The sequence below is a fragment of the Hydrophilobacter chitinilyticus genome, assembly GCF_049860745.1.
In the GTDB taxonomy this organism is placed as follows: domain Bacteria; phylum Pseudomonadota; class Gammaproteobacteria; order Burkholderiales; family Burkholderiaceae_C; genus Rhodoferax_B.
In genome coordinates this window covers 1,229,671-1,252,343 of record NZ_CP187561.1, presented here as the reverse complement: position 1 = coordinate 1,252,343, position 22,673 = coordinate 1,229,671, and the positions used below count along the sequence as shown (strand labels likewise).

Sequence of the window (22,673 nt, the reverse complement as noted above, 5' to 3'; positions counted from 1 at the left end):
AATTGCGGGCGCTGGGGCAAAATCAAAGCCCCAGCCACCGCAGCCCGTGGGAGCCACCAAGTCCCAGGACAAAAAATGCTGACACTGCGCTCGCTTTTGAAGCTCATCGGTTTTGCCGCCCTCGCTGTTTTGTACAACGTGCTGGTGACGACCACCGTCAGAGAACTATGGCAGCCCATTCCAAGCTGGTGGGTGCCCCACTTGGCAAGCCTAGGCGTTTCTTTTGTGGCCAGTAATCTGTTGTGGATGCACGTCATACACGGCCTCGCGCTATTGGCGGCGGCGCTTCCCGTCGCCATCGCCATTCGTTTTGCCAAACTGCAACAGCCGGTAGCGGTGGCATTTATGGTGTCGTTTGCTGCGCTCGTTGTACCCCTTTTTGCCCTGTCCTACGCGAGCTACTTGAACATCAGCTTGATGATGAAATTGTTGACGGTGCTCGACTTGCTGAAATTCACCTTCACGCTTCCCATACTGGTATGGCTGCTACAGCGCTGGCGACCCACCCCGCCCGCCACAGAAAGCACGGCTTGAACATTTGCTCTCACCTGCTGCTGATTCTGGTGCTGGGCACTGGCTTGGCTCAAGCTGCACCGCAAGACCCCCTAGAGGCCAAAGCCAGCGATTACGGCTGCTTCTCGTGCCACGGCATGGTGCGCAAACAGGTTGGCCCAGGCTTTGCGCAGATTGCCGAGCGTTACCGTAAAACCCCCGTGCCACCCGAACAACTCGCCGCCAAAATCCGCAACGGCAGCGTAGGCACGTGGGGCCGCGTGATCATGCCGCGCCAACGCCAGGTGAGCGAGGCCGATGCACAGGCGCTGGCCGTGTGGGTGTTGTCGCAGCCCTCACCGCCGCCCTGATTCAACGATCCACGCAAGGTACGCCATCCCACCCCGTGTGGCATACTTCCGCCCCCTTACAGCAGATAGCAGAAGCCCCGAAATGGAAACCGAAGTCGCTCCCCAAGTCCTCACCGTCATCAACGAGGAGCGGCTGTCTGGCGCCAAGCTCACCCCTGTCGACCTCATCGTCAAGATGGGCGTTTTTGATGGGCGCGAACGTGCTTACGAGCACGCTTGGCTCGCGTCTGGCGACATCATCATCGCCACTGTTTGGGGCGAACACGTCAGCATTGGTGCCAATGGTGCCAGTGGTGCAAGTGGCACTTGGTTCAGCATCGAATCGCTCAACCCGCACCAGCGCATCGGCGGCGGCACACGTTCGCCCGGCCAAGCCCAGCGCGCCATCGACCGCATCGCCCTGCTGCGCCGCGCGTTCAAAGAAGAAAAAACCTTCCGTGCCGTGCTGCAAACCAACCGTGTGGCCATCGCTGAGCTTGAAACCAACAAATCGGCCAAAGTCTCCACCCGTGTACGCGACCCCGAAGAATGGCACGTGGCCGCCTGGGAAGGCGACCAGGAAATCGCCGTGCTGGTGCGCGGCCCGCGCGGCTGGATGCCCACCGCCGATGAAATCAAAGCCGCGCGCGCACGCTGCGGCATTCCCGAACTGGACGTGCCCGCACTGGAGGCTGCCAAAAACGTTTCCACAGACGAACTGCAGACCGCCGCCATCGAATACGTGACCAAGCATTTCCGTGGCTACGGCTACAAGGCCGAGAACGTGGCCGAGCAGAACACCGGCGTGCACATCGAAGTGTCAAACAACAAAGGCGCGATGCTGCTGAAGGTGGCCATCAAAGGCGTGTCGCGTGGTGTGCCCTCTTTCCGCTTGACCAAGGAAGAAATGGCCGGCTCCAAGCGCGAACCGCTGTGGCGCCTGCTGGTGGTGAGCGACGCCCTGGGCACCCCCACGCACAAAATCTACAAGCCTACAGAGATCAACTCGGCAGAAGGTTACGACCCTCAGTAAGTTGTTGCCGGTGCACACCCTTTCCGCACTGCGCGCCGGCCAACTCACCGGCATTCAACGCCTCGACCTCTCGTGTGGCCTCACCGCATTTCCGCACGAGATCTTTGACCTGGCCGACAGCCTGGAGGTGCTCAACCTCTCGGGCAACGCGCTGACCAGCCTGCCCGACGATCTGCCCCGGCTGCACCGGCTGCGGGTGGTCTTCTGCTCCGACAACCCGTTCACCACATTGCCGCCGGTGCTGGGCCAATGTACGCAGTTGGAAATGGTCGGTTTCAAGGCCAACCAGATCCAGCATGTGCCCGCCGAAGCCCTGCCGCCGCGCCTGCGCTGGCTCACGCTGACCGACAACCACATCGAAGCTTTGCCAGCCGCCATTGGCAACTGCCACCGTTTGCAAAAACTGATGTTGGCGGGCAACCGGCTAACGCAGTTGCCTGCCGAGTTGGCGCAATGCAGCCGGTTGGAACTGCTGCGCATCGCCGCCAACCGCTTCGACGTCCTGCCCGATTGGCTGCTCAGCATGCCGCGTCTCACGTGGCTCGCCTGTGGCGGCAACCCGATGGAACACGTGGCGCCCGCAGCATCGACCACGCCGATTCACTGGGACGACCTTACCGTTGACCAACTGCTGGGCGAAGGCGCCTCCGGCCTGATCTACCAAGCCCACTGGCAGCGCGATGGCATCAGCATGCCCGTAGCGGTGAAGCTGTTTAAGGGTGAAGTCACCAGCGACGGCTGGCCGCAAAGCGAAATGGCAGCGAGCCTGGCCGTGGGCACGCACCCGAATGTGATTCCCGTTGCGGGTCGGCTCATGGGTCACCCACAAGGCACAGCAGGTTTGGTGATGCATTTCATCCCACCCACCTACAAAACCCTGGCCGGGCCGCCCAGCCTGGCCTCGTGCACGCGCGATGTGTACCCGGCAGGCGCCACATTCAGCGCGGCGGCAGTGCAGCGCATCGCCACCAGCGTGGCGGCAGCCGGTGCCCACCTGCATGCGCGCGGCCTGCTGCATGGCGACCTGTACGCGCACAACCTGCAATGTGATGCCGAAGGCCACGGCTTGTTGGGCGACATGGGCGCCGCCTCATTCTTGCCCGCCGACCCGGCCCAGTCGCAAGCACTGCAACAGCTTGAAGCACGCGCCTTTGGTTGTTTGCTGGAAGAGTTGCTGCAGCTCGCAGATGCATCGCTAGAAGCACCCAAGCGCGAAACCTGGAGTGCCTTGCGCGATGACTGTTTGCAGGAAGCCGTTGCCGCACGACCGCTTTACGCGGAGATTGCGCAGCGGCTGCAGGTCTAGGCTACTGCGCCGCCCCCAACACCACCGTCACCATTTTCTCCGGCTGCAACTTGCGCTGAAACGCCGCACGGATCTGCGCTGTGGTCAGCGCGTTCACGCGTTGCGTCCAGGTGTCGAGGTAGTCCAGCGGCAGGTTGTTCCAGGCGATGTTGGCCACGTTGTCGAGCAGCTTGCGGTTGTTGTCGATGCGCAGCGCAAAGCCGCCCACGAGGTTGTCTTTGGCGGCGCGCAACTCGGCTTCGGTCGGGCCATCGGCGACAAACTTGGCGAGCACTTCCTTCGACACCTGCACGGCTTGCGTGGCCTGGTCGGGCCGGGTTTGCAGACCGATGGTGAAGGCGCCCGCGTGCAGCCCGGGGGCGAAGTAGCTGTAAACGCTGTAGCTCAGGCCACGCTTCTCGCGTACTTGCTCGGTGAGGCGTGACACGAAGCCGCCGCCGCCCAAAACGTAGTTGCCCACCAGCAAGGCAAAGTAATCGGGGTCATCGCGCTTGTAGCCGGGCTGGCCGATCAACACTTGCGCTTGCGCCGAGGCGAACGGGATGTTGATGTCGCGCGCCGCCGTCAGCGGTGCGACCTCTGGCACGGCTGGCAAAGCTGGGCACGCTGCGGCACTGGTCTGCGGCAAACGCGCCAGCAGTTGCTGCACCAGCGCATCGGCCTGCGCGCGGTTGATGGCGCCCACCAGGCTCACCGCTGCGCGGCATGGCAGGATTTCGGCCGTGTAGAAGCGTTGCATGTCGGTGGTTTCAATGCGCGCCAGCGTGGCTTCGGTCAACTCATAGCCATAGGGGTGGTTGCCGTACACCGCGCCTTCAAACGCACGGTTGGCCAACACGCCGGGGCGGGTGTTGGCTTCCTTCAGCGATGCGGCAATACGCGCACGTTCGCGCTGCCAGATGGCAGGCGGAAATGCGGGCTCGCCCATTTGGCGGGCGGCCAGCGCCACGGCTTTAGGCAGCAGGTCGGGCGCGGTCAAGGTGCGCAGCGAGAAGCTGGTGCGGTCTGATCCTGCGCCACCACCAAACGAAGCGCCGAGGTCGACCCAGGCTTCGCTGAGCTGGTTTTCGTCGAGTGCTGGCTCGTTGCCACGGGCCGCAATGCCCTTGGACGTGAGCCCCACGGTGACGGCGGCCAGGCCCGCTTGGTCGGCCGGGTCGCGTCGGCTGCCGGCGTCAAAGTCGATCTTCACGTCTAGCATGGGAATGCCCGGGCTTTCCACCAAAAACACACGTGCGCCGCTGGGTTGCGTCCACGCCTGGATGGGGATCACGGCCCATGCGGACTGAGCACAAAATAAGGCTACGACGCCCGCCACCAATGCGGAAGGCGCGCTCTTTTGAATTGAAAACATAAACGTTAGGCCTTGTGTGGAAGTTCAGTGACGCGAACCCGCTGGGGCTGCACGGGGTTTGCGGCCAGCCGGCACGGGCTGCGGGCGCAGCACCGCCACGGTGAGCTGGTCATCACCAAAATAGCGTGCCGCCACCGACTGCACCTGGGCAGCGGTCACGCCGCGCAGGCGTTCGATCAAACGCTCGCTGGCATCCACGGGCAAGCCCTGTGCCCAGTAGTTGCCCAACTCGCGCGCCTGGCCCATCACCGAGTCGCGTTTGTAGACCTCGCTGGACACCCATTGCACTTTGACGCGCGCCAGTTCTGCCTCTGACACACCTTCGCGCGCCACCTTGGCCACCTGCTCGCGCAACGCTGCCTCCACCTGATCGGCGGTTTTGCCTGCGGCGGGCACACCGTCCAGAATGAACAGTTGCGGGCCACGGCCCACCAAGCCACCACCGGCGCCTGCGCTGTCGGCCACGCGGCCCTCGCCCTGCGTCAGCGCACGGTTGATGCGCGCGCCGGGGTAGCCGTCGAGCACTTCAGACAACACCGTCAGTGCCAGCGCGTCCTGGCCCGCGGCCGACATGGCAGAGGCGTCGCCCGCCAAATCTTGCGCGGTGAGTTGCGGCGCGCGAAACGCCAGGGCCAGATACGTTTGCTCGGCAGGGGCTTTCACCTCAAGGCGGCGAATGCCCACTTGCTCGGGCTCGGGGCGCGGCTTGCGTGTGGGCACGGCGCGTGCAGGAATCTTCGCGTAATACTTGTCGACCAGCTTGCGCACCTGCTCCACCGTCACGTCCCCGGCCACCACCACAGCGGCGTTGGCCGGCACATACCAGTGTTTCCAGAAGGCGCGCACGTCATCAGGGGTCATGCTGTCGAGGTCGCCCATCCAACCGACCACCGGCCGGTGATACGGCGAAGCGGTAAACACGGCGGCGTTCAGCGCTTCAAACAGCAAGGCGCGTGGCGAGTCCTCGGTGCGCATGCGGCGCTCTTCTTTCACCACTTCAATTTCTTTGGTGAACTCAACATCTGGCCATTGGCTGTTGGCAAAACGGTCGGCCTCCAGGCGCATCACGTCTTCCAGCTTGTTGGCCGGAATCTGCTGGTAGTAGCCGGTGTAGTCACGCGTGGTGAAGGCGTTTTCCTGCCCACCCAAGGCCGCCACCTGGCGCGAGAACTCGCCGGGCTTGAGGTTCTTGGTGCCCTTGAACATCATGTGTTCCAGCGCGTGCGCCACGCCCGAGGTGCCGTCCACCTCGTCGATGGCACCGGTGCGCACCCACAACATGTTCACCGCCGTGGGAGCACGGTGGTCGGGTTTGACGATGACCGTCAGCCCGTTAGGCAGCACAAACTGCGTGACCGCATCCGGCGCCACCGAGGTCGGCTGAGCCGAAATCGACGGTGCGACGGAGGGAACGGGGGCTGTTGTTTGAGCCTGCGCCAGTGTGGCGAGACCCCAGCAAAACGGGAGGATGTAGCGTTTCATAGAATGGTGGATTCTAAGAACGGTCCAAATGTTCAGCTTTTTCAAGAAAAAAACTTCGCCGCCAGAAAACACGCCAGTGGCAACTGCCCCGGTGGCCGTGCCTGCGCCGCTCCCAGCCGCAGAGGCCAAGCCTGCTGACAGCGCCCCCAAGAGCTGGTTGCGCAACCCGTTTGCCAACAAAACGTCGGTACCCGACCCGGCACCCGCCGCAGTCCCAGCCGTGGCGGCCGAAGCCGCCACGCGCCAAACCTGGCTCAACAAGCTCAGCAACGGCTTGCGTAAAACCGGCTCCAGCATCTCCACCGTCTTCACCGGCACAAAGATCGACGACGCGCTGTACGAAGAACTCGAAGACGCGTTGCTGATGGCCGATACCGGCGTCAAGGCTACCGAGCACCTGTTGACCGACCTGAAGCGTCGCGTCAAAGAACAAAAGGCCACCGACCCCGCCGCCGTCAAAGCCTTGCTGGCGGACGCCATTGCCGACCTGCTGGCCCCGTTGCAAAAACCGCTGGTGATTGGTGAGTACACACCCACCGTGATCATGGTGACGGGCGTGAACGGCGCGGGCAAAACCACGTCGATTGGCAAACTCACCCGCCACCTGGCCAGCGAAGGCGCGAGTGTGTTGCTGGCCGCAGCCGACACCTTCCGCGCCGCCGCACGCGAGCAGCTCGGCGTGTGGGCCGACCGCAACACGGTCGAGATCATCAGCCAGGAAGGCGGCGACCCGGCCGCCGTGAGTTTTGACGCCGTGAGCGCCGGCAAGGCGCGTGGCCGCGACGTGGTGCTGGTCGACACCGCTGGCCGCCTGCCCACCCAACTGCACTTGATGGAAGAGCTGAAGAAGATCCGCCGCGTGGTGCAAAAGGCCGATGGCACAGCGCCGCACGAGGTGCTGCTGGTGATCGACGGCAACACCGGCCAGAACGCCCTCGCCCAGGTGCGTGCGTTTGACGATGCGATCCAGCTCACTGGCTTGATCGTCACCAAGCTCGACGGCACGGCCAAGGGCGGCGTGCTAGCCGCCATTGCGCAAGAGCGGCCGATTCCGGTCTATTTCATTGGTGTCGGCGAAAAGCTCGAAGACCTGGAAACCTTCAACGCCCGCGAATTTGCGCAGGCGCTGCTGGCCTGATCTGCGTTGATCGGGCCTAGGAGCTAAACCTGGCCCAGCCGGTAAGCCTCGACGGCCGCAGAGCCCGCCACAGGAACCTCAGGCAACGCGGCCAGCACCGGCTGCACTTCGTCCTTCAAAGCACCGGCCAGGCTTTTGAGAACGGAGTCTTTCCAGCCCGCGCCGCGCCGGGCGATGATGGTGGCGCTCCCGGCCTCCCATTTTTCGGACTGTATGACTTCTTCTGGCGTGGGCGCTGCCAGGATCTTGAACGCGTCCATGCGCCACAGCAGGTAGGCCAACACACGGTTGTACAACATGGCCTTGGGGTTGTTCACCAGCGCACGTAGCGGGTCGCCGCTCGGGTCTTGCTGGGCAAACGCGGGCAGCACCTGCAGCAGCACATCCACTTTCTCTTTGCAGCGTGCACGCAAAAACGCTTGTGCCAGATAACCAAGGCTCTGACCCACCACTTTCTTCTTGCCCACCACCTTGCCTTGCCAGGCCTTGTCCAACAGGTCGCAAACATCCGCAGGTGCGGCATCGGCCAGGCTACGCAATAACAAGCGGTATTGGCTGGCCAAGTCCTTTTGCAGCGGCTCGGCTGCCTTGATCGAGGTCGGGTGCACACGGTGCACCGCGTCGCTGAAAGCATCGGCGATGGTGCCGTCCTGCACCGGCAACACTTCGCGCATCACTTCGTCGTACGAGAAGTCATAGAGACACAAACGGAACAGATCGGTCAGCCCACCGTCACCCGCGCCAGAAATGACAAAGCGCTGCTTTTGCCCATACAGCGGTGCCTGCCCCAGATCGTCATTGCGCCAGTAAGACACCCGTTGGGTTGGCCCATCACCCGGCACCTCAACGCCAAAGCCGGTTGCAAAAATCACGATGTCGGCACGCCACGGTCCTTTGTCGGACACCACATTCACCTTGCTCGGGTCGATGCGCTGGCCCTCACCCACCACCTTGTAGGGCGCCCGTCCGGAAGGCTCCAGACTCACCGCCACTTGCGCCGACTGCAAGATGCCAAACGCCAACTTGGCCTGCGTGGCCAGGCGGTGGTTGGTCAGCACCTGCAACACCAAATCAGCCGCCATATCACCCGCATTGGCCGCGTGCCACCCGGTGAGTGTGGGTCGCTTGGTGGCCTTGGGTGCGTCATAACATTTCGCGTCGGGCCAGGTGTGGATGGCAGGATGCAGCTTGCGAATGGCACAACCGCGCTGCATCGGCACAAGCTGACTCTGCCGTTCAAACACATGCACCTCCCAGCGCATGGGGCAGGCATGGGTGCCCACGCCCCCCTTGGCGGCATAACTCTGCTCGGCCAGGTAGTTCGCCAGGGTAAGCCCGCCCACCCCGCCACCAATGATGGCCACACGCGGCACTTGTTTGCCGTGCGTCGTTTGACGCCACAGGGCACCCAGCCTGTCCACCAGCGCCATCGCGCGGCGCTGCTGCGACTTCACGGTCAGGTAGCGCGCCTGGCTCTTCTGCCCCAGCGTGTAGATGCCTTGCCATTCACCCGGCGTGCCGTGGAGGCGCTCGAGTTCCAGAATCTCATCCTGCATGCACAACTCCTGCGGTATGGTTCTTGCCGAAGATACTATAAAAAATGTAGCTGTCTACGCTCATCTGATATGCGCCAGAAGCTGTTTTTCCTTCATGCTCGTGCAGCGTAGCCTTAACGCCCCAGTTGCGCCAGCGCCAGGCCGACTTCGTTGGTGCCTTGCGCGGCGCCACTGTCGGGCACGGTGTCGCCCGCTCGGTCCACGACCGCTGCCAGATTCACAGCCAGCTCCTCGGGTGCTTCCGGCCCAATCCCTACCCACGCGCCCTGCGTCAGCGTGATGTGCGCGGCCTCGAACGTGCCGGCACCAGCACACAGAATGCGCCGTGTGGGCGCATCTTCAGCACACAGCACCAACATGGCGGGCACCACGGCTTCGGGCTTCAGCGCTTCGAGCACGGCCTCGGGCATCAGGCCTTCGGTCATGCGCGTGGCGGCCGTGGGCGCCAGGCTGTTCACGCGGATGTTGTTCTTCGCGCCTTCCAGCGCCAGTGTTTGCATCAGACCCACCAACGCCATTTTTGCAGCGCCGTAGTTCGACTGACCGAAGTTGCCAAACAGGCCGGAAGACGAGGTCGTCATCAAGATACGGCCGTACTTTTGCGCGTTCATCACCGGCCACACCGCCTTGCAGCAATGCACCGCGCCCATCAGGTGCACATCGAGCACCAGGCGGAAATCATCCAGTTCCATCTTGGCAAAGCTCTTGTCGCGCAAGATGCCGGCGTTGTTGACCAGAATGTCGACGCGGCCCCAGGCGTCCACCGCCTGCTGCACCATGGCTTGCACGGCGGCAAAGTCGGTGACCGAAGCGCCGTTAGCCAAGGCCTCGCCACCCGCCGCACGGATCTCTGCTACCACAGCTTCTGCCGCGCTGACCGAGGCACCGGAGCCATCACGTGCACCACCCAAATCATTCACCAACACCTTCGCGCCACGCGCCGCCAAGGCCAACGCGTGTTGCCGCCCCAGCCCGCCACCCGCACCGGTGACGATGGCCACACGGCCTTTGAAATCCAGATCCATTCGTTTGTACTCCTAGTGGTGCGCGTCGCGCTCTGCGTGTTATGACTAACTCTGATAGTCTTAAAAGGCCCCTTCGACTTTAATACACGCACCCCACGCGCCCGGTCACTTAGAACACACATGGAACTGAACTACAGCGTCGTCACCAGCCCCCCCGTTGCGGCCGCCAGCGTGGTGATGCTGCGCGACGGCCCACAAGGCCTGGAGGTGTTTTTGGTACGCCGCCACCAAGCCTCTAACGTGCTGGGTGGCGCACACGTGTTCCCCGGCGGCAAGGTTGATGTGGCCGACGCTGCGCCCGCCTGGCGCCCGCTGCTCGACCAGAGCCCAGCCACCTTGCAGGCCGCCTTGGGCGAATCTGAAACTGACGAGGACACCGCCAGCGCCATCTTTGTGGCCGCCCTGCGCGAAGCTTTTGAAGAAGCCGGTGTCTTGTTTACGCAGGCCAACAGCGCCGCCCAACTGGCGCAGGTGCGCCAAGCCGTCAGCGAAGGTGTCGACCTGCGCACCGCGCTCACGCACGCGGGCATCGGTTTGTCGACCCACGCGGTGGTGCCGTGGACACGCTGGGTCACGCCCACCTCGCCGTCGGTGATGGACAAACGCTTCGACACCCGCTTCTTCCTCGCCGCTGTGCCCGATACGCAAAACGCCGTGCACGACGACTTTGAAACCACGGACAGCATTTGGCTCAGCCCACGTGCCGCCCTCACGCAGTATTGGGACGGGCACATCAGCCTGGCACCGCCGCAAATCATGAGCCTGGTAGCACTGGCACGTTTTGCCCAAGTGGCAGAAGCACTGGCCGATGCCCGCAGCCGCATGCCCCCGGTGGTACGTCCCGAGCCGTTTGACGACAACGGCACACGCGTGATTTGCTACCCCGGCGATGCCCGCCACAGCCAGCCCACCGCCGCCGTTCCCGGCCCCACTCGGCTGAGCCACCGCAACCGCCGCTTTGAACCCGATGGTGGGTTCGAAGCGTTTTTCAGCTTAGGCGACGCTGAATAAGTCTCCGTGATGACGCGAACCTCGGTTTGGGATGAGATGCAAGGCCTGAATTGTCAATGCAGCCACAGCCATAGCCGCAGCTATGGCGCGGATTTGCAACGCAGCAGATCGCCCAAAACGAGGGAACGCGGCGCACGAGGGGCTTATTCAGCGTTGCCCTAAACACTTTTGAGCCTTTCGATGCTACAAACCCCCGCCACCTTTGTTCCTCTGCTGCAAGCAGTAGACCACCCCGCGCCACTGCATTTTGTGTTTCGCGGTGGCGAGCTGCTGGTGCAGGCACAAGACCTGTCGCTGCCCGACAGCGTCACGCTCACCGCTTTCTCCATCACCTTCCAACCCATCGGTTTGCTGGATGGCCGCTACGCCCAGGCCGCATGGCTGCCACCGGAGACCGAGGCGCCGCAAGGTTTTGAATTTCGCAAACTGCGCAGCCTGTTCAGCCAGCTCGACGACCAACTGCTGGCCGTCGCAGGCCGCGCTTTTCAGTTAAGTGAATGGGCACGCACGCACCGCTTCTGCGGCGCCTGCGGCAACCCCACCACGCTGGTGACGGGCGAGCGCTGTGTGCGCTGCCCAGCCTGCGGCCACTCCGCCTACCCGCGCATTTCACCGGCCATGATGGTGCTGGTGAAAGACGGTGACCGCATCCTGCTCGCACGCCACAAACAAAACGCCTCGCAATTCTTTACCGCGCTGGCGGGCTTTGTGGAGGCCGGTGAATCGATTGAAGACACCGTGCACCGCGAGGTGTTTGAAGAGGTGGGCTTGAAGGTACGCAACCTGCAATACTTTGGCAGCCAGCCCTGGCCGTTTCCGCATTCGCTGATGGTGGCCTACACCGCCGACTACGCCGGTGGCGACATTCGTCTCGATGAAAACGAAATCGCCGAAGCGCAATGGTTTGGCCCAGGCGACCCATTGCCGCCAGTGCCGCCGCTGGGCTTGTCGATTGCCGGGCACTTGATCCACGCCAATCTGCCAAGACCTTGAGCAAGCCCTGACAAGCCAAGCTGGAGGCCACTTTCCCGGTGTTTATCGGACGTTTACCAGCTTGCGAACTGGCATGCGGCGTGCTTATCATCCCCGCATGTCCGACCACCCCACAGATCCGCCACGGCCACCTCCCACGGTGCTGGATGTGGAGGCATCTGGTTTTGGTCGCAACAGCTACCCGATCGAGATTGGCTACGTCTTGCCCGACGGCAAGACCTTCTGCACCCTGATCCGCCCAGAGCCTGGTTGGACCCACTGGGACACCTCGGCCGAACACCTGCACCACATCTCGCGTGAACTGGTCGAGACCCGTGGCCGCCCGGTGGCGGAAGTGGCGCGCATGCTCAACGCCCAGTTGGCCGGGCAAACCGTTTACTCCGATGGCTGGGCCAACGACTACAGTTGGGTGGGCGCGCTCTACGATGCGGCCGACCTGCTGCCACGCTTCAAGCTCGAAAACCTGCATGCCCTGATGAGCGGCGATGAAGCCGACCGCTGGCATGAGGTCAAGAAAAAAGTACGCGAAGAACTCGGTGGCCAACGCCACCGCGCGAGCACCGATGCGGTAGTGCTGCAGCAAACCCTGATGCGGGTGCGCGAGCAATCGGAAGAGCAGGCTGAGGAACAAGCGGCTGTCGAAAGGCCACCCATCACATCGACCCACAACTCCGGCTGATGCCCTTCTCTGGCCTCGTATGTGAAGGCTTTAGAACACTTGCGTCACGGTGCCATTTCCACAAGTCGGCTATGCGCCAAGCCGCGATGCGGCATTCTCACCACACAGAAGGAATAACCTAGCCTGTGGTCATGCGATCGACTCCTAAAATGCGACGGTTTTTCAAAAACTAACAACATTTCGGGAGGATTTTTATGCGCGTTTATCGCCAACTGTCTTTGCTTGCGGCAGCCTCTGCCGGTCTCTTTCTGGTGGGTTGTGCCGGGCCTTCGCCCAACTACGCACCGTCAATCGACAACGTTCAAACACTTAAACAATCGGGCGCCGCGCCTGTGACGATTGGTGCCTTTACGGCCACGCCAGGCATGGCAGGCGCAGCATCGCTCACATTGCGAGCCAACACCATGAACTCCAGCGTGGGCGCCAACTACGGTGACTACCTTGGCGCAGCGCTGCGGTCAGAATTGGAGTTGGCCAAACTCTATGACCCGAAATCGGCGGTTGCCATTTCTGGCGTTTTAACGAAGAACAACGTGAACGCAGGTGGCATTGCGACCAACGACGGTCAGATCGCAGCCCGCTTCATTGTCAAAAACGGCGACCAGGTTCGTTACGACCAAACCAAATCGGTCGAGCATCAATGGGAAGGCGCTTTCGCCGCCGCGACCGCTATTCCACAAGCAGCAAGCAACTACCCCGTGATGGTGCAAAAGCTGATCACCCAGTTGCTGGCCGATCCAAGCTTCATCAGCGCATTGAAAAACTAAGAAGCCATCAACATGAAACGTTTTATTCAGCTCTCTATCGCGTTGTTGACCTGCGTTTTTCTATTCGGCTGCGCCCGCCCCATCACCATGAACCCAGACCTTGCACTCGTGACGGGTGGCGGTGTAGCAAAGATCAACAAGACTGCGGGTTACTACATTTCGGACGATTCCAAAGTACTTGAAGTTACCACCCCCGGTGGTGGTGGAGACAAAATTCGCTACTTCCCCTACCGTGATCTCGAACCCGGCCTCTACAAAGCCTTGTCTGAAGTCTTCACTTCGGTCAACAAGGTGAAAGACCCGAAGGACGGGGCAGCGCTGAAAGCGGCCAATATCAACATTTTGATCACGCCATCGATCGCAACGACTTCCTCATCACCAAGCGCATTCACCTGGCCTCCGACGAAGTTTGGTGTCGACATGCTCTGCACCATTCAGGATGGTGACGGAAAGGTGCTGGAAACCATTCGCGTCAACGGCGAGGGGAAAGCCGAGTTCGACGAATTCAAAGCCAATTTTTCGTTGGCAGCCGTACGCGCCTCGGATGACGTGTTGGCCAAGCTCATCAAGGCCCTGCGCGAATCCAAAGAGATTCAGAAGTAGCCACCAGCGCCCCTGCGCAACAGGGGCGCTAGATCAATGCCCTTGGCCTAACCAGCGGTCAATCTCGGCCAAGTCCGTTACCGTGCGCAGCGTTTGAAACGCGTCTTCGGCTTCTGGATAACGGCGGCGCAGGAAGTTGAGCCACTGCTTCAAACGACCGGCTTTTTGGCGCTCTTCTAACGTGGCGCAGACCAGCGTCCAGAACTCGGCAATCAGCGGCAGCAGCTCGGGCCAGGTTACTTGTTGTGGCGCCGTGGTGTCGCCATCGGCAGCGCGAATGGCGAAGGCCAGACCGGGATCGGCGACGATGCCACGGCCCAGCATGAGTTGGTCGCAGCCCGATTCCGCACGGCAGCGCAAGGCGTCTTCCACCGTCCAGATTTCGCCATTGGCGACCACGGGAATCTTCACCACATCGCGGATTTCTTGTACGCGTTGCCAGTAGGCGGGCGGGCGGTAGCCGTCGGCCTTGGTGCGGGCGTGTACCACCAGTTCGCAGGCGCCGGCCTCGGCAATCGCTTGGGCGCAGGCGATGCGGTTGCCGTCATCGTTGTAGCCCAGGCGCATCTTGGCGGAAACCGGCATCTGCGCCGGCACGGCCGCGCGAATGGCGGCGACGATGCGGCCCACCAGCTCGGGCTCGTCCAGCAATGCGGCGCCGCCACCGTGGCGGTTCACCACCTTGGCGGGACAGCCGAAATTGATGTCGATGCCGGCGGGGCCCATCGCGGCCAATGCGGCAGCGTTGTCGGCCAGGCAGATGGGATCAGAACCCAGTAGTTGCGCACGCACCGGCACACCGGCCAGCGTACGACCACCGTTGGCCAACTCGGGGATGTAGCGCAGGAACACGCGGTCGGGCAACACGGTGTTGCTGACGCGAATGAACTCGGACACACAACGGTCGATGCCGCCCACACGGGTGAGGATGTCGCGCAGCACGAAGTCGAGCAAGCCCTCCATGGGCGCCAACAGCAGGCCCTTGGGTGGCAGCAACTCAGCCTCTGGCAACACCATCACACTCTCGCTTTGCCCCGAGGACTCAATACGTGCCGATGAAGTCTTTCTTGCCCACGGCCAAGCCGTTGTGGCGCAGGATGTCGTAGGCGGTGGTCACGTGAAAGTAGAAGTGCGGCAGGCCGTAGTGCAGCAGGTAATTTTGGCCAACAAACTTCTTCTCGCGCGGGGTGCCGGCTTGCAGCACGATGTCGCGAGCGGCGCCAGCGTCGATGTCGGCAGCCGGCAGGCTGTCGATGTACTGCAGCACCTTGGCGATGCGTGCTTGCAGTTCGGCGAAGCTTTGCTCGGTGTCGTCATACGCGGGCGGCTCAATGCCAGCCAAACGGGCGGACACGCTCTTGGCAAAGTCGCTGGCGATTTGCACTTGGCGCACCAGCGGGAACATGTCGGGGTACAGGCGTGCTTGCAGCAGAGCGCTGGGTTCGATCTTGCGTTCGGCCGCATAGGTTTCGGCCTTTTGCAGCACAGCACTCAGAGCGCCAAGCATCTGCTTGAACACGGGGACGGACGCGGTATGGATAGAAAAAGACATGACAGACTCCACGGGCTGCTGCCCAGAACACGAACAGCCCAAAGTTGAAAAGGCCGTGGAGTGTAGGCTTTCACGCGCCGCTGCGTGCGGCGTGAATCTGAATGGCCGTGACGACTAAAGCCTTAGGGCGACGATGAATAAGTCCCCTCGGATGGCCGCGCCCTGGCATGGGAGGGACTGCTAGGCGCAGGTTGCCCATGCCAGGGCGCGGGCGCCGAGAGGGACTTGTTCAGCGTTGCCTTAGGGTTTTGCGACGTGCCAGACGCCTTGGAACCCGTCGCCTGTGGTGTCGCCCACCTTGGTGTCTTTAGACCAGTAGTACAGCGGCTTGCCCTTGGCAGCCCACTGCTTTTGGCCATCGTCGCGCGTGACCACGCTGTAGTCGCCAATCGGCGCAGCCGTGGGCTTGGCAATCAATGGCGGCCAATTGGTGGCACAAGGGCCATTGCAAACCGACTTGCCACTGTTGGCCACATCGCGGTCCAGGGTGTAGAGCGTCATGCCGGTGGGGCCGACCAAAATGCCGTTGCGTACGGTGGCGGTAGAGGTGTCCACCGCAGGAGCGGTAGTGCTGCAACCCGACAAGCCGGTCAAAGCTGCGCAAGCGAGTGTCAAAGAAACCAGGTATTTCATGATCATCCGTTCCTCGAAGTAGACGCAGCAGACGGCTGCAGCCCTATCTTGCGCCTTTCTCGCGGCACATTGGCCATTCAACCCCGGGGCGATCGTAGTTTTTGTTGCGGCGATGCCAATGGCAAAAATGAGCCGCCGATCAACCGCCCGCAGAAGACGTCACGTCGTATTGAATTTGAACCGCTGCCTGTATGTTGAGTGCCGGTTCAACGGCCGCGCAAGCGCTGCACCGCGCTAACCACCGCCAACACCAGGCCACCGGCAACGATGCCAATGGCCGCATTCGCCATCGGCGCAGCCAGCCAGCCAATGAAGGGGCCAACCCCTGGCCACTGCGCCACAGCGGCACTGAGCTCCTCTACCGCGTGGTGCAGCTCGGGCACGCCGTGGGTCAAGATGCCGCCCCCCACCAGGAACATGGCCGCGGTGCCGGCCACCGACAAGGCTTTCATCAACCACGGAGCCGCACGCAAAATGCCACGCCCCAGGCTGCGTTGAAAGGCAGCACCCTGGCCCGGGCGTTGCGAAAGATACAGCCCGGCATCATCGAGCTTGACGATACCAGCCACCAAGCCATACACCCCCACCGTCATCACCACGGCAATGCCGCTGAGCACCATGACCTGGGTGCCAAACGCGCTTTGCTGCACCGTGCCCAGGGTGATGGCAATGATTTCTGCGGACAGCACAAAGTCCGTCCGTACGGCGCCTTTGATCTTGTCACGCTCCAGCGTAACCAGGTCCACATCACCGTCCACCACCGCTTCAATCTGCGAGACCTGCGCTTCAACGACTTCTTCCGGGCTATGCAAAAACCGGTGCGCGAGTTTTTCAAAACCCTCGAAACACAGGAAAGCACCACCGACCATCAACAACGGTGTGACTGCCCACGGAATGAACGCGCTGATGATCAACGCCGCTGGCACCAGGATGAGCTTGTTAACGAAGGAGCCGCGCGCCACCGCCCACACCACGGGTAACTCGCGGTCGGCGGCCACGCCGGTGACTTGCTGGGCGTTCAGCGCCAGGTCATCGCCCAACACGCCTGCGGTCTTCTTCGCAGCGATCTTGGTGAGCACCGACACGTCGTCCAATACGGTGGCAATGTCGTCTAGCAGGGCGAGCAGGCTGGAGGCCATGGCAGCGAATCTTTCTCTTGGAGGCGGAATCAGCTCCCGCAGAACCCAGCCATGCATGGCATGACCCGGCGCGGGAATGGTAAGGATAACGTGCGGAGCGGATGCTCTGTGACGTTCTGGCAACGCTTTAACCGCTGTCGCCTGCCAGAAAAACTAGCCACCGAACGTACCCATAGAAGGTGCACGCCACACGTGCTCTATGGGCGTTCTCCACGCGCAAACAAGCCAAACGATCTTCATCTGTTTTTGGTTGACGAAAGCTACTTCCTCATACAAGTTCGGCCCTCTCGTGCAGGCGCTTCTACGGCGCCCTTACGGTTGCGTCAATAACGCAGCGACCTCGTCCACCAACGCAGCGCGGGTGCTGGAGGACGACGACGCCCTGCCCGTTTGGCGTGCCCAACTTTCGTGGCTGCGTGCGGGCTCCAGCGCCCGTACACAAGCCCGCAGATGTGCGTCGCGGCCCGACTCTATCTCGGGCCCTATTTTCCAAGTTGCGCCTATCGCCTCTGTAGTCGATGCGCGCGTTGGCTTGTGCGCCATCTGCACTTTTTGCTGCGCCGCATGGCCGCGTTGTTCCAGCATCGCCATCAAACCCAGCAAGCCCTCAGCCGCGAGCAGCAGCAATTCGTTTTCCACGCTGAGCTGCTGCACGCCGCGCACCTGGTTCCACAAGCGGCGGCCAAATTGGCTCCAACCCTGTGTCACCACGCCGCCAATCAACCCACCCAATGCGGCCCCGGCGCCCAAAGAAATGCCACCCACCGCGAGGTCGGCTACCACCCCAATCGAAGCGCCAATGGTCGCCCCTTGGCCCAGGCGTTTGCCGGCCTGGCGCAGCGTTTCGGGGTTGAACAGGTCGCTCTCCCAGCGGCCGTCAAGCCAGGGCAGGTCGGCCAGCTCGGCCTCATCGTCGCGAAAGCCGTAGACCTGCAACAGCTCTTGGGTGCCGGCACGCACGCGCTCGCGCGCCAGTTGCTGAAACGCCTGCACAAACGCCTTGCGTTGGGCAATATCTTCAAAGGCTTCAGTGTCAATTTCGCGGCGCAGTGCGGCCAGGCTGACCAGCGTATCGGCCACCACGCGGTGGGCGGCGTTCGACCGCTCTTGTGCCTCGCGATCCAGGTAAGCCACCACCCGCTGCAACGGCTCGCGCAGGCGCGGCAGCAGCGTGCCCAGGTCTTGGTACAGATGCTGCTGCGAACCCACGAATGGCGCCACCGCATCGAAGCGCACCTGCGCGTGCAGGCCGGTAGCCGACAGCAGCGCTTGCCAGTCGGCTTCGCGGCTGGTGGGGTCGCGCACAAAGTTCAATACCGGCATCAAGGGCTTGGCGCAGGCAGCCAGAATTTCCAGCTCGCAGCGGAACTTGGGCAGCACCGGCTCGCGGCTGTCGATCACCACGAGCGCCGCATCCATGTCACCCAAGGTACGCAACACCTTGGCTTCTTGTTCGAAGCTGCGCGTGGCTTCTGGTCCGGCCAGAAAAGCCTGCACGCGCGCGAGCCGGGTGAGGTCAGAGCCTAAAGATTCGAGGTAATCGAGCAGGCCCACGGCATCTTCCAGTCCGGGTGTGTCGTAGAACCACACGGCCTCGGCGCCATCCACCCCATCGATCGTTAGCGCAATGCGTTCCACATGGCGCGTGGTGCCGGGCCGGTCCGACACTTCGCCAAAACTGGCCTGGCGGATGAGCGTGCGCACCAGCGAGGTTTTACCCGCATTGGTATGGCCCACCACCGCGATTTGGATCGGGCGTTGGTCTGATGAAGTTGCACTTGCCTTCATGCTACATGCCCTGTTGTAGAGGCCAGCCACTGCTCGGCAGCCACGCCATCGGCCGACAACGCAACACCTTCTTTCTCAAGACCGCTGCGCACCAACCACGCAGCCCAGCGATCGAGATTGGCCGCCTGTGGCACAGCCCCAACAGCGACCACCAGCAGGATGCGGCACGCCCCGGCCTCGGCCGCACAGGCGCGCACAAAACGCTCGGTGCCACGGTCGGGCGACGAGGCGCCATGGCACACCAGCAACAAGGCTGCGGGGCGGCGCTGGTGCAAGGTGGCCAACACCACCTGGCGCTCGCTACTGCTGCCGGCCAGCGTGTGCTGCCAGGCGTTGGGCAATGGGTTTTGCGGCGCCCACGCCACCTCGGGGGGCAGCTCGAACCCCACGATGGCGCAAGCCGTGGCATCTACCGGCTGGCTTTGACTGGGCACGACAGCGGTTGAGGCCCAAGCGTGTTCTTCGTCCAGCACGGCCACCGGCTGCAGGGCATCCATCCGGGCCAGGATCTTGCGGAAATAGGGTTCTGAAGTGTCTAGCCGCAAGCCGCGCAAACGCACGCGCCACACGCCCCAACACCACAGCGCCAGCAGCGCCCGTGGCAGCAAGCCGTAGACCAGCACGCAACCCATGAGCCACAGCGCCCAGGCGCGTTGGTCGGCCAGCGCAGCGTTGGGGTGGGCGACTGACGCCACATCAGGCACCGGCACGCCCAGCAGGCCCGGCAGCCAGCCGGTAGTCTGCACAAAGTCGACAAAAAACTGCGGGCTGAGGATGGTGCTTTCCCAGGTGAGCCTAAAGGCCTGGAACGAAAACGCAAAGCCCAGCACCACCAGCATCACCACAAACGACAAGGTCCACACACTGTGGCTGACCAGGCCCAGCAACCACGGCAGCAGGCGCTGGCGTTGCAGCAGGTCGCGCCCGGCGCGCGCCAGGCTTTCGCTGTTGCCAGGGTTGGGGCCACGCCCCCAAGGCAAACGCGTGACCAGCGCCAGCCACAGGCGCCCCAGCAGCGCGCCCGAAGCCGGCCACGGCAACACCAAGCCCAGGCACCACACCAGCAAAGTCACCAGGTGCAGGCCCAGCAGCGAGGCCCATGCGGCGGCCACATTCAAAGTGTTACCACTGCCCGCAGCACCCACCGTGGCACGCGCCGTCCCCCAAGCCAAGACCAGCACCAACACCACCAGGCCCAGCGCCATTCCCACGGCCAGGTCGCGTAAATGCTGCAACTGGCGGTCCAGTCCCTGCGCTTGGCCGAGCCGCCAGGCGCGCGCCAGCAAGCGGGTTTCACGGTCGGGACTCTCGGCCAACACCGCTTGCAGCACCGGGCCGTCGTTCAGCGGGCCTTGCGCTTCCAGATGCTGCACAGCCTGCGCCATCCAGATTTGGTCCAGCTTATGGTTCTTGTGGTTCAAACTCGTCGCCTCATGTCTGGGCAGTTCCTCTACATAAATTCGACCAAATCAGCAGGCGGTGGCATCATGCACACACGACTCAGATCAGGGGTCGGTTGATTATGCGCAAACGTGCCAAGGCCGCCAGGCTGTTGTGTCAACAGCCCGCGACAAGGCTGCGCAGGAGGAGCCGGACACCATGCAAGCCACCACGTCCCCGCCCACCGGCCCGGCGGCGCCCGCAGGGGTTCCGCGCCCCTTCAACGAAGCCCAGCGGCTGAGCACGCTGCGCGAATACCAAATTCTCGACACCGACGACGACGAGGCGGCCTTCAACGACCTGGCCAGCATTGCGGCGGCCGTGTGCAACACGCCGGTGGCCCTGGTGTCGCTGGTAGACGCCGACCGCCAATGGTTCAAGGCGCGCATTGGTGTGGATGTGGCGCAAACCCCGCGCGAGGCGTCTTTTTGCGCCCGAGCCATCCTGCGTCCAGACGAGTTGATGGAGATACGCGATGCCTCCAAAGACAGCCGTTTCAGCCAGAACCCACTGGTCACCGACGGCCTGAAAATCCGCTTCTACGCTGGCGCCCCATTGTTGGCTGACGACGGCACCGCCATGGGCACCGTGTGTGTGATTGACCAGCAACCGCGCGAACTCATGCCCACGCAGCGCGAAGCCATGCAGGCCCTGTCACGCCAAGTGGTGGCTTACATGAACCTGCGCAAGCTGGCTTCGCAGTTGGCACGCCAGAGCAGCACCGACGCGCTCACAGGCATCTGGAACCGGCGCGCGTTTGATCTGCGGCTGCAGGAGGAGTGGAGCAAACACCTGCGCCGAAAAGCCCCGTTGGCCCTGCTGATGCTGGACGTGGATTTGTTCAAGTCGTTCAACGACAGCTTTGGCCACCCGGCGGGCGACGTGGCCTTGTCCAGCACCGCCCGCATCTTGAGCGAGACCTTGCGCACCGAAGACTTTTGCGCGCGTTACGGTGGCGAAGAGTTTGCGGTGATCCTGCCGGACCTCGATGTGGAAGCGGCTTTCCTGGCGGCCGAGCGCTTGCGCATCGCCGTGGCCAACTTGAAATGGCCAAAGCGCCCCATCACGGTGAGCATTGGCGTGAGCGCTCTGGTGCCGCAAGGCAACACCAACCCCAGCACCTTGGTGGCCCGCGCCGACCGCGCACTTTACGAAGCCAAGGCCGCCGGGCGCAACCAAAGCGCGCGCTTCAAAGACTGGGGCAACGACACGCCCTGAGGGGTAAGCTCCGCCCTTGTGCATCTGCACACTTCGTCAGGAGCTTCTCATGCAAAAAACATCTCTCTACGCGGTGGCCGCCGCAGCGGTGACGGCCATTGCCGTGCCCGCCACACTGTTCTTCTTCGCGCCCACCGCCAACTCGCAAATCCGTGCCACTCCGGCCATGCAGGTGATTGGCACTTCGGCCAGCGGCAACACCAGCACGGCGTGGTTTCACGACCCATCAGGCAGCCGCGCTGTGGCCTGCCAGACGGTCAACAACGCCAGCGGGCTGGCGAGCATTCAGTGTGTGTCGACCAAGTTGCCGCAAGAATAAAAGTCTAAAACTTACTTCCTGCACTTACTTCTTGTACTGCGCGGCCAGCGCGTCAGCTGCCGCCACCAGCAAGTGCAGGTCACTGCCCACGCCGACCATGGTGGCGCCTTGCTCCAGGTACGGCTGGCCCTTGCCGTCCACCGTCAAAATGCCCACCGCCTTGCCAGCGGCCTTGCCAATGGCAATCGCTTGGCTGATGGCCGCCTGCACCACCGGGTGACCCGGCTGGCCACGGTGCCCCAGGCTGGCGGCCAGGTCTGATGGGCCGATGAACACCGCGTCCACCCCGGGCACGCGGCAAATGGCGTCCAGCTCGTCCAGCGCTTCCTTCGATTCGATTTGCAGCACCAGCGCAATCTCGTCGTTGGCGCGCGCCATGTAGTCCTTGAAGCGCGTGTAGCCGCCGCCACGCGTGCTGCCAGCCACGCCGCGCAAACCTTCGGGCGCAAAGCGGGTGTATGACACGGCCTCCGCCGCCTCGGCCGCACTGCGGATGTTGGGGATCATCAAGTTTGTGGTGCCCGCGTCCAGCAGGCGCTTGATGAAGGCCATGTCATTCGACGGCACGCGCACCACCGCCGCGCTGGGTGTGCCACGCAGGGCGAGCAACTGCGTGCTGATGGTATCGAGGTTGCTTTGTGTGTGCTCCATGTCGAGCAGCAGCCAGTCGAAGCCGGCATGGGCCAGTGCTTCAACCGTGGGCAAGAAAGCGAAGTTGCACCACAGGCCGATCAGTGGACGGCCCGAGGCCAGGGCTTGTTTGAAGGTGTTGGTGGGTAGGCTGTTCATGGTTGT

At 62.8% G+C, this 22,673-nt stretch carries 23 protein-coding genes; 12 read left to right on the top strand and 11 right to left on the bottom strand.

The features are described from left to right. The first annotated feature begins 75 nt into the window (after positions 1-75). The 4 genes from ACPWMG_RS05690 (at position 76) to ACPWMG_RS05675 (ending at position 3,181) form a co-directional block, all read left to right on the top strand. Positions 76-534, top strand: coding sequence for a hypothetical protein (locus tag ACPWMG_RS05690; RefSeq protein WP_483303690.1), 459 nt, complete (start codon positions 76-78; stop codon positions 532-534). Next, complete coding sequence (locus tag ACPWMG_RS05685) at positions 531-863, top strand: c-type cytochrome (RefSeq protein WP_483303689.1); 333 nt, start codon at positions 531-533, stop codon at positions 861-863. The genes ACPWMG_RS05690 and ACPWMG_RS05685 overlap by 4 nt, the downstream gene beginning before the upstream one ends. 82 nt (positions 864-945) lie before the next feature. Then, entirely contained in the window at positions 946-1,875 is a 930-nt protein-coding gene (locus ACPWMG_RS05680) for a protein NO VEIN domain-containing protein (RefSeq protein ID WP_483303688.1), read from the top strand. Between the two features lie 10 nt (positions 1,876-1,885). After that, positions 1,886-3,181, top strand: coding sequence for a leucine-rich repeat domain-containing protein (locus ACPWMG_RS05675; RefSeq protein ID WP_483303687.1), 1,296 nt, complete (start codon positions 1,886-1,888; stop codon positions 3,179-3,181). A 1-nt stretch (position 3,182) separates the two neighbouring features. On the opposite strand, the gene ACPWMG_RS05670 is transcribed toward ACPWMG_RS05675, so the two are convergent. Both ACPWMG_RS05670 and ACPWMG_RS05665 read right to left on the bottom strand, forming a co-directional pair. Next, complete coding sequence (locus ACPWMG_RS05670) at positions 3,183-4,535, bottom strand: M16 family metallopeptidase (protein WP_483303686.1); 1,353 nt, start codon at positions 4,533-4,535, stop codon at positions 3,183-3,185. 24 nt (positions 4,536-4,559) lie between these two features. Then, a complete protein-coding gene (locus tag ACPWMG_RS05665) occupies positions 4,560-6,017 on the bottom strand; it encodes a M16 family metallopeptidase (RefSeq protein ID WP_483303685.1) in 1,458 nt (485 codons plus the stop codon). 28 nt (positions 6,018-6,045) lie between these two features. Between ACPWMG_RS05665 and ftsY the strand changes: the two genes are divergently transcribed. After that, a complete protein-coding gene (gene ftsY, locus ACPWMG_RS05660) occupies positions 6,046-7,155 on the top strand; it encodes a signal recognition particle-docking protein FtsY (protein ID WP_483303684.1) in 1,110 nt (369 codons plus the stop codon). A 23-nt stretch (positions 7,156-7,178) separates the two neighbouring features. Here ftsY and ACPWMG_RS05655 read toward each other — a convergent pair whose 3' ends face one another. Beyond that, on the bottom strand, positions 7,179-8,711 hold the full coding sequence (locus tag ACPWMG_RS05655; RefSeq protein ID WP_483303683.1) for a hypothetical protein: 1,533 nt from the start codon (positions 8,709-8,711) through the stop codon (positions 7,179-7,181). A 113-nt stretch (positions 8,712-8,824) separates the two neighbouring features. Next, positions 8,825-9,736, bottom strand: coding sequence for an SDR family NAD(P)-dependent oxidoreductase (locus ACPWMG_RS05650; protein WP_483303682.1), 912 nt, complete (start codon positions 9,734-9,736; stop codon positions 8,825-8,827). Positions 9,737-9,856: 120 nt separating this feature from the next. Here ACPWMG_RS05650 and ACPWMG_RS05645 point away from each other — a divergent pair, with 120 nt between their 5' ends. From ACPWMG_RS05645 to ACPWMG_RS05625, 5 genes are all read left to right on the top strand, one after another. Continuing rightward, positions 9,857-10,747, top strand: a complete 891-nt coding sequence (locus ACPWMG_RS05645) for an NUDIX hydrolase (RefSeq protein ID WP_483303681.1) — start codon at positions 9,857-9,859, stop codon at positions 10,745-10,747. Between the two features lie 180 nt (positions 10,748-10,927). Next, positions 10,928-11,740: an NAD(+) diphosphatase gene (gene nudC, locus ACPWMG_RS05640; RefSeq protein ID WP_483303680.1), complete on the top strand. Its 813-nt coding sequence runs from the start codon at positions 10,928-10,930 to the stop codon at positions 11,738-11,740. A 97-nt stretch (positions 11,741-11,837) separates the two neighbouring features. Beyond that, complete coding sequence (locus ACPWMG_RS05635) at positions 11,838-12,419, top strand: 3'-5' exonuclease (RefSeq protein WP_483303679.1); 582 nt, start codon at positions 11,838-11,840, stop codon at positions 12,417-12,419. A 194-nt stretch (positions 12,420-12,613) separates the two neighbouring features. Next, a complete protein-coding gene (locus ACPWMG_RS05630) occupies positions 12,614-13,186 on the top strand; it encodes a hypothetical protein (protein ID WP_483303678.1) in 573 nt (190 codons plus the stop codon). Between the two features lie 12 nt (positions 13,187-13,198). Beyond that, positions 13,199-13,789 carry a hypothetical protein gene (locus ACPWMG_RS05625; protein ID WP_483303677.1) on the top strand — a complete coding sequence of 197 codons (591 nt, stop codon included), beginning with the start codon at positions 13,199-13,201 and terminating at the stop codon, positions 13,787-13,789. Positions 13,790-13,822: 33 nt separating this feature from the next. Here ACPWMG_RS05625 and ACPWMG_RS05620 read toward each other — a convergent pair whose 3' ends face one another. The 6 genes from ACPWMG_RS05620 to ACPWMG_RS05595 form a co-directional block, all read right to left on the bottom strand. Further along, positions 13,823-14,806, bottom strand: coding sequence for a tRNA dihydrouridine synthase (locus tag ACPWMG_RS05620; RefSeq protein WP_483303676.1), 984 nt, complete (start codon positions 14,804-14,806; stop codon positions 13,823-13,825). A gap of 25 nt (positions 14,807-14,831) precedes the next feature. Continuing rightward, positions 14,832-15,341: a DUF1993 domain-containing protein gene (locus ACPWMG_RS05615; RefSeq protein WP_483303675.1), complete on the bottom strand. Its 510-nt coding sequence runs from the start codon at positions 15,339-15,341 to the stop codon at positions 14,832-14,834. Positions 15,342-15,581: 240 nt separating this feature from the next. After that, on the bottom strand, positions 15,582-15,974 hold the full coding sequence (locus tag ACPWMG_RS05610; RefSeq protein ID WP_483303674.1) for a COG4315 family predicted lipoprotein: 393 nt from the start codon (positions 15,972-15,974) through the stop codon (positions 15,582-15,584). Between the two features lie 206 nt (positions 15,975-16,180). Next, a complete protein-coding gene (locus ACPWMG_RS05605) occupies positions 16,181-17,113 on the bottom strand; it encodes a DUF808 domain-containing protein (RefSeq protein WP_483303673.1) in 933 nt (310 codons plus the stop codon). Positions 17,114-17,425: 312 nt separating this feature from the next. Then, complete coding sequence (locus tag ACPWMG_RS05600; protein WP_483303672.1) at positions 17,426-18,901, bottom strand: GTPase/DUF3482 domain-containing protein; 1,476 nt, start codon at positions 18,899-18,901, stop codon at positions 17,426-17,428. After that, positions 18,898-20,322 (bottom strand): DUF2868 domain-containing protein, encoded by a 1,425-nt coding sequence (locus tag ACPWMG_RS05595; RefSeq protein ID WP_483303671.1) that lies wholly within the window; start codon positions 20,320-20,322, stop codon positions 18,898-18,900. The genes ACPWMG_RS05600 and ACPWMG_RS05595 overlap by 4 nt, the downstream gene beginning before the upstream one ends. A gap of 178 nt (positions 20,323-20,500) precedes the next feature. Here ACPWMG_RS05595 and ACPWMG_RS05590 point away from each other — a divergent pair, with 178 nt between their 5' ends. Together ACPWMG_RS05590 and ACPWMG_RS05585 are read left to right on the top strand one after the other, a co-directional pair. Then, positions 20,501-21,559 (top strand): GGDEF domain-containing protein, encoded by a 1,059-nt coding sequence (locus tag ACPWMG_RS05590; RefSeq protein WP_483303670.1) that lies wholly within the window; start codon positions 20,501-20,503, stop codon positions 21,557-21,559. A gap of 49 nt (positions 21,560-21,608) precedes the next feature. Then, complete coding sequence (locus ACPWMG_RS05585) at positions 21,609-21,878, top strand: hypothetical protein (protein ID WP_483303669.1); 270 nt, start codon at positions 21,609-21,611, stop codon at positions 21,876-21,878. A 24-nt stretch (positions 21,879-21,902) separates the two neighbouring features. Here the strand turns inward: ACPWMG_RS05585 and ACPWMG_RS05580 are convergent, their stop codons facing one another. Next, positions 21,903-22,667, bottom strand: a complete 765-nt coding sequence (locus tag ACPWMG_RS05580) for an HpcH/HpaI aldolase family protein (protein WP_483303668.1) — start codon at positions 22,665-22,667, stop codon at positions 21,903-21,905. Positions 22,668-22,673: the final 6 nt, after the last annotated feature.

What these genes read in the sequence shown, in the direction of transcription:
- ACPWMG_RS05590 (WP_483303670.1), top strand. Translation starts at nt 20,501, where the DNA reads ATGCAAGCCACCACGTCCCCGCCCACCGGCCCGGCGGCGCCCGCAGGG.
- ACPWMG_RS05680 (WP_483303688.1), top strand. Translation starts at nt 946, where the DNA reads ATGGAAACCGAAGTCGCTCCCCAAGTCCTCACCGTCATCAACGAGGAG.
- ACPWMG_RS05650 (WP_483303682.1), bottom strand. Translation starts at nt 9,736, where the DNA reads ATGGATCTGGATTTCAAAGGCCGTGTGGCCATCGTCACCGGTGCGGGT.
- nudC (WP_483303680.1), top strand. Translation starts at nt 10,928, where the DNA reads ATGCTACAAACCCCCGCCACCTTTGTTCCTCTGCTGCAAGCAGTAGAC.
- ACPWMG_RS05615 (WP_483303675.1), bottom strand. Translation starts at nt 15,341, where the DNA reads ATGTCTTTTTCTATCCATACCGCGTCCGTCCCCGTGTTCAAGCAGATG.
- ACPWMG_RS05645 (WP_483303681.1), top strand. Translation starts at nt 9,857, where the DNA reads ATGGAACTGAACTACAGCGTCGTCACCAGCCCCCCCGTTGCGGCCGCC.
- ACPWMG_RS05620 (WP_483303676.1), bottom strand. Translation starts at nt 14,806, where the DNA reads ATGGTGTTGCCAGAGGCTGAGTTGCTGCCACCCAAGGGCCTGCTGTTG.
- ACPWMG_RS05630 (WP_483303678.1), top strand. Translation starts at nt 12,614, where the DNA reads ATGCGCGTTTATCGCCAACTGTCTTTGCTTGCGGCAGCCTCTGCCGGT.
- ACPWMG_RS05670 (WP_483303686.1), bottom strand. Translation starts at nt 4,535, where the DNA reads ATGTTTTCAATTCAAAAGAGCGCGCCTTCCGCATTGGTGGCGGGCGTC.
- ACPWMG_RS05655 (WP_483303683.1), bottom strand. Translation starts at nt 8,711, where the DNA reads ATGCAGGATGAGATTCTGGAACTCGAGCGCCTCCACGGCACGCCGGGT.
- ACPWMG_RS05610 (WP_483303674.1), bottom strand. Translation starts at nt 15,974, where the DNA reads ATGAAATACCTGGTTTCTTTGACACTCGCTTGCGCAGCTTTGACCGGC.
- ACPWMG_RS05580 (WP_483303668.1), bottom strand. Translation starts at nt 22,667, where the DNA reads ATGAACAGCCTACCCACCAACACCTTCAAACAAGCCCTGGCCTCGGGC.
- ACPWMG_RS05605 (WP_483303673.1), bottom strand. Translation starts at nt 17,113, where the DNA reads ATGGCCTCCAGCCTGCTCGCCCTGCTAGACGACATTGCCACCGTATTG.
- ACPWMG_RS05585 (WP_483303669.1), top strand. Translation starts at nt 21,609, where the DNA reads ATGCAAAAAACATCTCTCTACGCGGTGGCCGCCGCAGCGGTGACGGCC.
- ACPWMG_RS05625 (WP_483303677.1), top strand. Translation starts at nt 13,199, where the DNA reads ATGAAACGTTTTATTCAGCTCTCTATCGCGTTGTTGACCTGCGTTTTT.
- ACPWMG_RS05690 (WP_483303690.1), top strand. Translation starts at nt 76, where the DNA reads ATGCTGACACTGCGCTCGCTTTTGAAGCTCATCGGTTTTGCCGCCCTC.
- ACPWMG_RS05600 (WP_483303672.1), bottom strand. Translation starts at nt 18,901, where the DNA reads ATGAAGGCAAGTGCAACTTCATCAGACCAACGCCCGATCCAAATCGCG.
- ftsY (WP_483303684.1), top strand. Translation starts at nt 6,046, where the DNA reads ATGTTCAGCTTTTTCAAGAAAAAAACTTCGCCGCCAGAAAACACGCCA.
- ACPWMG_RS05635 (WP_483303679.1), top strand. Translation starts at nt 11,838, where the DNA reads ATGTCCGACCACCCCACAGATCCGCCACGGCCACCTCCCACGGTGCTG.
- ACPWMG_RS05665 (WP_483303685.1), bottom strand. Translation starts at nt 6,017, where the DNA reads ATGAAACGCTACATCCTCCCGTTTTGCTGGGGTCTCGCCACACTGGCG.